The following is an 8143-nucleotide window of genomic DNA, read 5'->3' on the forward strand; positions in this document are numbered from 1 at the left end:
ATGTAACCTCGTGTAACCGGGTGATCCGGCTCACACCAGCCCCTCCTGCACTGTGACACAGCGCCAAAAATCCCGTCACCATCGCCCTATAATGGCTCTTGCAAACGCTTTCACTAAAACAAGCACTAAAAAACACCTTCCTTAACCTACAAAAACTGTCATTGGAGCGAGAGATGTTTCGTAAAAGTTTACTATCCGTCACCCTGAGCGTCGCCCTGTTCGGCCTCACTGCCTGCAACGGCAATGACTCCAGCAGCCCGGCCGCCCCCAGCGCCACCCTGGCGAACCAGTATCAGAACGTGATCGACCGCAGCGGCACCCCGCGCCAGTTCCGTGACTTTGACAGCTACTCCAACCTCAAATACAACCCGCTGCTCGACCTCGGCGCCTGGCACGGCTTCCTGCTGCCCGCCAGCGACAGCGAGTGGGGCGGCTTTACCGGCCCCATGGTCATCGCCGAGGAGTACAGCCTGTTCTTCGCCAGCGAATTGGACAAGCTGACCCTGAGCGACGAGAGCGGCCGCGCCTTCCCGCTCACCAGTGCCAGCAAGCAGGCGCTGTACGCCATCCCGGGGGCGCTGGTGCAGCGCTTCGAATTCGAACCCTTCACCCTGGAGCTGGAGCTGCGCTACGGCGATGCCCGCACTGCGCTGGTTCGCACCCGCCTCATCAACCACACCGATGCACCCCTCACCCTCAAGCTCAACTGGCAGGGGGAGCTGCTCAACCAGTGGGATGCCAACAAGACGGTCGCCGAGCAGTACCCCGCCTGGACCCGCACCATCAGCCAGACCGAGCGCGGCGTGGCATTCCAGTTCGGCAAACTGCGCAGCACCTGGAACATCATGCAGAGCGGCAGCGCCAGCTACCGCATCGATCGCACCCTGCCCAGTCGCACCACCCTCGACGAGCAGGGGCTCGGCTACGTGAGCGAGGCCAGCCTCACCCTGGCCGCCAAGGGCCAGCAGGACATCTACACCCTGCAGAGCTATGTGCACTCCAGCGATGAGGCGAGTCGCTTCGAGCAGAGCCGCCAGGCGCTGCTGGCCGACCCCGCCAGCCATTTCGACGACTCCATCCGCCGCTGGGAGGATTACCTGGCGCGCGGCCTCTCCAATCAGGGGATCCCGGAGTCGGAGCGGCGTATCGCGGTCAAGGCGATGGAGACCCTCAACGGCAACTGGCGCTCACCGGCCGGCGCCATCCTGCACGACGGGGTAACGCCCTCCAACACCGCTCGCTGGTTCGACGGGGTCTGGGCCTGGGACAGCTGGAAGCACGCCTACGCCATGGCCCACTTCAACCCCGAGGTAGCCAAGAACAACGTGCGCGCCATGTATGACTACCAGATCCAGGCCGATGATCCGGTCCGGCCGCAGGATGCCGGCATGGTGATCGACGCCGTCTTCTACAACAAGCTCGCCGATCGCGGTGGCGACGGCGGCAACTGGAACGAGCGGGACACCAAGCCACCCCTCTCCGCCTGGGCCATCTGGGAGATCTACAGCGCCACCAAGGACAAGGCCTTCATCGCCGAGATGTATCCGAAGATCCAGGCCTATCACGACTGGTGGTACCGGGCGCGGGACAACAACCACAACGGCATCATCGAATATGGCGCCACCCGCCACGTCGAGCACAACGACGAATTCGGCAACATCACCTTCAAGGTGCAGTACCCGACGGGGGCTCCGGCCGGGCTGGATCTGTCGAGCTGTACCGATGAGGGAGATGGCTGGTATGGCTGCGCCGGCATGGCGCTCTATCAGCAGGTATTGAGCGTTGGCGGCTACGCCGACATGGATATCGGCGCCCAGCACGGCGCCGGCTGGGAGTCCGGCATGGACAACGCCGCCCGCTTCGGCTTTATCGAGCCGGATCAGCTCAAGCGCTATGCCGACAAGACCTATGGTGGCGACCTGGCCCGTGCGCGCCAGGACTGGAACGTCTTCTTCTTCGAAAACCATCAGGACGATGGCAGCCTTATCGGCTTCTCCATCGATCAGGAGTCGGTGGAGCTCAACGCCTTCCTCGCCAAGGAGAAACGCATCCTGGCCGACATGGCCGAGCTGCTCGGCAAGCCGGACGAGGCGAGCCGCTATCGCGAAGGGGCGACCCAGCTGGCCGGTTATATCAACAGCTGCCTGTTCGATGAGGCCTCCGGCTTCTATTACGACCGCCAGATAGCCCAGGGGGATCTGCCCGACGCCAACGGCTGCGTCGGCAAGCTGTTGACCGCCCGCGGCCGTGGCCCGGAAGGGTGGAGCCCGCTCTGGGCCGAGGTGGCGGACCAAGAGAAGGCGGCGCGGGTGCGCGAGGTGATGCTCAATGCCCAGGAGTTCAACACCAAGGTGCCGCTCGGCACGGCGGCGCTGACCAACCCGGCTTACGATCCCGACATCTACTGGCGCGGCCGGGTCTGGCTGGATCAGTTCTACTTCGGGGTGAAGGGGCTGGAGAACTACGGCTATCGCAGCGATGCCCAGACGCTCGTCAACAAGCTGTTTGCCAACGCCGAGGGGCTGGCGGGCAGCGGCCCCATCCGCGAGAACTACAACCCGGAGACCGGCGCCATGCAGGGGGCCAGCAACTTCAGCTGGAGCTCGGCCCACCTCTACATGCTCTATCGCAACTTCCTGAAAACCGAGGGCTGATCCCTATCAGCAGCAATGAGCCAACAAAAAGGCCTCCGCAAGGGAGGCCTTTCTTATGGCGGCGCCAGGGGCTGGCGACTTACTTGACGGTCACCCGGGCAAACTTGCGCTTGCCGACCTGGTAGACGGCGGTGCCGGCACCGATGAGAGCCTTGCCATCCTCCAACTTCTCGCCGTCCACCTTGACCGCGCCCTGCTTGATCATCCGCAACGCTTCGGAGGTGGTGGCCACCAGATCGGCGTCTTTGAGCAGGTTGGCGATGGCCAGCCCTTCGCCTTCCAAAGCCAGCTCGACTTCCGGCATCTCGTCCGGAATGGCGTTCTTGGAGAAGCGCTGGATGAAGTCTTCGTGGGCCGCTTCGGCCGCCGCTTCGTCGTGATAACGGGCAATGATCTCCTTGGCCAGCCAGATCTTCACGTCACGCGGGTTGAGGGTGCCGGCGGCGATGCCCGCCTTGAACTCTTCAATTTCAGCCAGCGGACGGAAGGAGAGCAGCTCGTAGTAGTTCCACATCAGATCGTCGGTGATGGACATGATCTTGCCGAACATCTCGCCCGGAGCGTCGTGCACGCCGATGTAGTTGGCAGCGGACTTGGACATCTTCTTGACGCCATCCAGGCCCACCAGCAGCGGCATCATCAGCACGCACTGGGTCGCCATGCCGGCATCTTTTTGCAGCTCGCGCCCCATCAGCAGGTTGAACTTCTGATCGGTACCGCCGAGCTCGACGTCCGCCTTCAGCGCGACCGAGTCATAGCCTTGCAGCAGCGGATAGAGGAATTCGTGAATGGCGATGGACTGGCCGTTGCTGTAGCGCTTCTTGAAGTCGTCGCGCTCCATCATGCGGGCCACGGTCTGCTTGGCCGCCAGCTTGATCATGCCGGTCGCGCCCAGCTCGCTCAGCCAGGTGGAGTTGTACTCGATGCGGGTCTTGGCCGGGTCGAGGATCTTGAACGCCTGCTCGGCATAGGTGAGGGCGTTGTGCTTGATGGCCTCTTCGGAGAGCGGCGGACGGGTGGCGTTCTTGCCGGAGGGGTCACCCACCATGGCGGTGAAGTCACCGATCAGCAGGATCACTTCATGGCCCAGATCCTGGAAGGTCTTCAGCTTGTTGAGGATCACGGTATGACCCAGGTGAATGTCGGGAGCCGTCGGGTCCATCCCCAACTTGATGCGCAGCGGGCGCCCTTCCTTCAACTTGGCGACCAGTTCTTCTTCCACCAGAATTTCTTCCGCTCCGCGCTTGATCTCGGCTAGCGCCACCTCGAGCTGGGACATTTTTTGACTCTCCAATCACGATTCCACAGGGCCAGACATATTACTGGAATGGCGGGCCAATTGGAAAGGCGGTAAACTCCGACATTCTTCCCGGCTCAACTTCGTCTGCTTCTCATGGTCATTTGGCACGCCTTCAACTCTCTCCCTCACTGGCACCGCAAGATGGTGCTGATCCTGAGCATCATGGTGATGATGCTGGCGGCCTGGCCCAGCGAACAGGCGGTCGCCACCCGGGTCGATGACAACGGCAACGAGCTGGCCATCGAGCAGCAGGTCGACGAGGAGGCACTGCTGGCGGAAGCCAAGCCCGTCGCCCCGCCCAAACCGAGCTACATCACCAAGCTGGTGAAGGTGCGCAGCGGCGACAACATGGGGGTCATCTTCCAGCGCCTTGGCCTGAGCACCACGGATCTGCACCTCATCGATCAGCTGAACGGCACCGACACCCTGCGCCTGCTCAAGCCAGGCCAGGAGCTCACCTTCAAGCTCACCAAGGGTGGCGAGCTGCACAGCCTCTACTACCCCCACAGCCTGGAGCAGGCGCTCAAGGTGATCCGCAAGGATGAGGGGTTTGTCGCCCGGGCGGTCAAGCTCGAGCTCGACACCCGCGAACAGGTGGCCAAGGGGGAGATCCGCTCCAGCTTCTGGGGCGCCGCCGTCGACGCCGGCATGACCGAGGATCAGATCATGGATCTCGCCGCCATCTTCGGCTGGGACATCGACTTCGCCCAGGACCTGCAACCGGGCGACAGCTTCCGGGTGGTTTACGAGGAGAAATTCCAGGATGACGAACGGGTTGCTTCCGGCGACATCCTGGCCGCCGAGTTCGTCAACCAGGGTGCCGTGTATCGCGCCGTGCTGAACGAGGATGGCAACTACTACACCCCGGATGGCAAGGCGATGCGCAAGAGCTTCCTGCGCGCGCCGGTCAACTTCAAATACATCAGCTCCAACTTCAACCCGCGCCGCCTGCACCCGGTCACCGGCAAGGTACGCCCCCACAACGGCATCGACTACGTGGCACCGGTGGGCACCCCCATCATGGCGGCCGGTGGCGGCAGCGTGGTGGCCGCCGGCTACAACCAGTTCAACGGCAACTACGTCTTCATCAAGCACGCCGGCAACTACGTGACCAAGTACCTGCACCTCTCCAAGCGCACCGTCAACAAGGGGCAGCGGGTGAAGCAGGGCCAGACCATCGGCCTGCTCGGCGGCACCGGCCGGGTCACCGGGCCGCACCTGCACTATGAATTCGTGGTGGGCGGAGTGCACAAGAACCCGCGCACCCTCAACCTGCCGTAGGCGGAGTCTCTGAGCGGGCGGGCGCTGGCCAGCTTCAAGGCGCAGGCCATGCCCCAGCTGGCCAAGCTGGACAGCCCCGAGCTGCAGCTGGCCCAGAACAAGCGGGCCAACGGCGGCAATTGACCTACAAGGAACAGTCATGAGCGAGCGTTATATCGGCTTGATGTCCGGTACCAGAATTCGGCATGGGATCGAGGCAGCTTCCTCTCTCACGTACTTTTTCCCGACCTGCAAGTAAGGAAGCCTGATGACTGAACGCTATATAGGCTTGATGTCCGGTACCAGCATGGATGGTATCGACGCCGTGCTGGTGCTGATCGAGGGGGATCAACTGCGGGTCGAGGCGGCCGTCAGCCACCCCTGGCCCACCGCCCACGAGCTGCACGCCCTCAGCACCCCGGGCGACAACGAGATCGATCGCATGGGGGTGGCCGACAACCTGGTCGCCCGCGAATTTGCCGCCGCCACCCACGCCCTGCTGGCCAAGGCAGGGCTGACTCCCAAGGATATTCGCGCCATCGGCAGCCACGGCCAGACCATCCGCCACCGTCCCCAGCTCGGCTTTACCCTGCAAATCGGCAACGCGGCCCTGCTGGCGGCGCTGACCGGCATAGACGTCATCGCCGATTTTCGCACCATGGACATGGCCCTCGGCGGCCAGGGGGCGCCACTGGTGCCCGCCTTCCATCAGGCCTTCTTTGCACGCCCCGGCGCCCTGCGGGTGGTGCTCAACCTCGGCGGCATCGCCAATATCTCGGTGCTGCCGGGCCAGGCCGATGGCGTCTATGGCTTTGATACCGGCCCGGCCAACACCCTGCTCGACGGCTGGTATCGCCGCCATCACCCCCAGGGGGCCGGTTACGATGCCGGCGGCCAGTGGGCGGCCAGCGGCCAGCTTATCCCTGCACTGCTGGAGCAGCTGCTGGCTCACCCCTACTTTGCCGCCCCTCACCCCAAGAGCACCGGGCGCGAGATGTTTACCCTCGACTGGCTCGATGGCGAGCTGGTCGGCCACGCCCATGCCCCGGCGGATGTACAGCGCACCCTGCAGGCGCTTACCTGCCACAGCGTTGCCCGTCAGCTGCCCGCCCTGGCTGATGCGCAGAGCCGACCCGAGCTGTATGTCTGCGGCGGCGGTGCCCATAACGCCCCGCTGCTGGCGGAGCTGGCCAGTCTGCTGCCCGACTGGCGCATCGCCAACACGGCCGAGCTGGGGATCGCCCCCGACTGGATGGAGGGCGCGGCGTTTGCCTGGCTGGCACAGCGCTTTATCCACCGCCAACCCGGCAACCTGCCCGCCGTCACCGGCGCCAGCCGCCCCGCCGTGCTGGGTGCCCTCTATCCCGCCTGAGCCAGGACTAGCCCAAGGCGCCGCCTGAACAAGGAGGGCAACCTGCCCTCCCATATGCCGGTGCCAGCCGCCTTGCGATACTGGGTGCCCTCTATCCCACCTGAGCCATACCTGGTCTAAGGCGCCGCCTGAACAAGGCTCCTGCAACCCAGGCGGCCAACCTCTCAAACACCAGACCCTGTCGCGCCGCCCATGGGGCGATACCGGGTTTTTCCGCCAGAACAGGGCAAAGCGGCAGCGCTATCTTGTCCGGGCTCCAGACACAAGGTTTACACCCGCTGAACCAGCCTGCCCCCCCCTGTTGCATCCTTCGCCCGATATCGGCTGGTCTGGAACATCCGTCCTGATATTTGCCCCTGATGGCGCTTGTCCCACGCTGCAATTTCATTGCATAAACCTGACGGGTGCCATCTGGAAAATAACGGCAGCCAATATCTGGCAAATAACGGCTGCCCGCGGCGAGCTTTGCCTGCAAATAAGCCGACAACCATGCAAGATCGCTGAATGATATGTCAGGAGCCGACGAATGGGCACAATAACCGCCCCCAGCTAGCATATTTTCCATGCATATAACAGCCCCTTTCAACGCAATGAAATGCATAGCCATGCATAGTTTTTTGCATTAACAGCGAAATAGTGCCAATCATTAACGCTTTATTCACAGGGCCGATCGCTGAGCATGATGGCGGGAAGCCGCGCCATTCGGCCTTCACCACCATAACGCACTATATGAAGCCATTTATCCCGTCATTTATCGTGCATTGAATGCCATTCTGGCTATATTTCAGAGCGTTGAGCCACCTCAGGAAAGTGCGAACAAGTCCTTGATGTGAGATCATGAACCCCACTTGGCATCAGGGATGAGGTTCAGCATGAGTCACCAGCTCACCTTCGCGGACTGCGAGTTCAATGGCAAACGCCGTAAAACCCGTAAAGAGATATTCTTGGCTCGCATGGAGGCTGTGCTCCCATGGCCAAGGATGCTGGGGGTCATCGAACCCGTCTATCCCAAAGCTGGTAACGGGCGTCGTCCCTACCCACTCGATACCATGCTCCGCATTCACTGTATGCAGCAGTGGTACAACCTCAGCGACGGCGCCATGGAGGACGCACTCTACGAAATTGCCTCAATGCGTCTGTTTGCCAAACTCTCCCTGGACCAGGCTATCCCTGACCGCACTACCATCATGAATTTCCGGCATCTGCTGGAGCAGCACCAACTGGCACGCCAACTATTCGAGGCCATCAACCAGTGGCTCTGTGACGCTGGCATCATGATGAAGCAAGGCACGCTGGTCGATGCCACTATCATCGAAGCCCCCAACTCCACCAAAAACAAGCGGGGAGAGCGTGACCCCGAGATGCATCAGACCAAGAAAGGCAATCAGTGGTATTTCGGCATGAAGGCTCATATCGGCGTTGATGCCAAGAGTGGCCTCACCCACAGTCTGGAGACCACGTCAGCCAACGAGCACGACCTCAATCAGGTGGGGAATCTGCTCCATGGCAAGGAAGAGTTTGTGTTCGCTGACGCGGGATATCAGGGGGCAGAAAACC

General features: G+C 62.3%; 4 protein-coding genes and 1 pseudogene. 4 read left to right on the plus strand and 1 reads right to left on the minus strand.

Annotated elements, in window-relative coordinates; all coding sequences use genetic code 11:
- Positions 1–173: 173 nt before the first annotated feature.
- Positions 174–2654 (plus strand): alpha-glucosidase, encoded by a 2481-nt coding sequence (gene ygjK / locus CAK78_RS05765; protein WP_094696656.1) that lies wholly within the window; start codon positions 174–176, stop codon positions 2652–2654.
- Between the two features lie 79 nt (positions 2655–2733).
- Here the strand turns inward: ygjK and tyrS are convergent, their stop codons facing one another.
- Complete coding sequence (gene tyrS / locus CAK78_RS05770) at positions 2734–3933, minus strand: tyrosine--tRNA ligase (protein ID WP_094696657.1); 1200 nt, start codon at positions 3931–3933, stop codon at positions 2734–2736.
- Positions 3934–4047: 114 nt separating this feature from the next.
- On the opposite strand from tyrS, the pseudogene CAK78_RS05775 reads away from it, so the two are divergent.
- From CAK78_RS05775 to CAK78_RS05785, 3 genes and pseudogenes are all read left to right on the plus strand, one after another.
- Positions 4048–5358: pseudogene (locus tag CAK78_RS05775) on the plus strand (peptidoglycan DD-metalloendopeptidase family protein).
- Positions 5359–5482: 124 nt separating this feature from the next.
- Positions 5483–6586 carry an anhydro-N-acetylmuramic acid kinase gene (locus CAK78_RS05780; RefSeq protein ID WP_094696658.1) on the plus strand — a complete coding sequence of 368 codons (1104 nt, stop codon included), beginning with the start codon at positions 5483–5485 and terminating at the stop codon, positions 6584–6586.
- Positions 6587–7458: 872 nt separating this feature from the next.
- Positions 7459–8143, plus strand: a 685-nt coding sequence (locus CAK78_RS05785; RefSeq protein WP_141214115.1) for an IS5 family transposase, incomplete at its 3' end; no start/stop codon positions are given.

Source organism: Aeromonas sp. A35_P (assembly GCF_002259925.1).
GTDB classification, from domain to species: Bacteria; Pseudomonadota; Gammaproteobacteria; order Enterobacterales; family Aeromonadaceae; genus Aeromonas; species Aeromonas dhakensis.

Coding starts and splice junctions, on each gene's coding strand:
- ygjK (WP_094696656.1), top strand. CDS start 174: ATGTTTCGTAAAAGTTTACTATCCGTCACCCTGAGCGTCGCCCTGTTC.
- CAK78_RS05780 (WP_094696658.1), top strand. CDS start 5,483: ATGACTGAACGCTATATAGGCTTGATGTCCGGTACCAGCATGGATGGT.
- tyrS (WP_094696657.1), bottom strand. CDS start 3,933: ATGTCCCAGCTCGAGGTGGCGCTAGCCGAGATCAAGCGCGGAGCGGAA.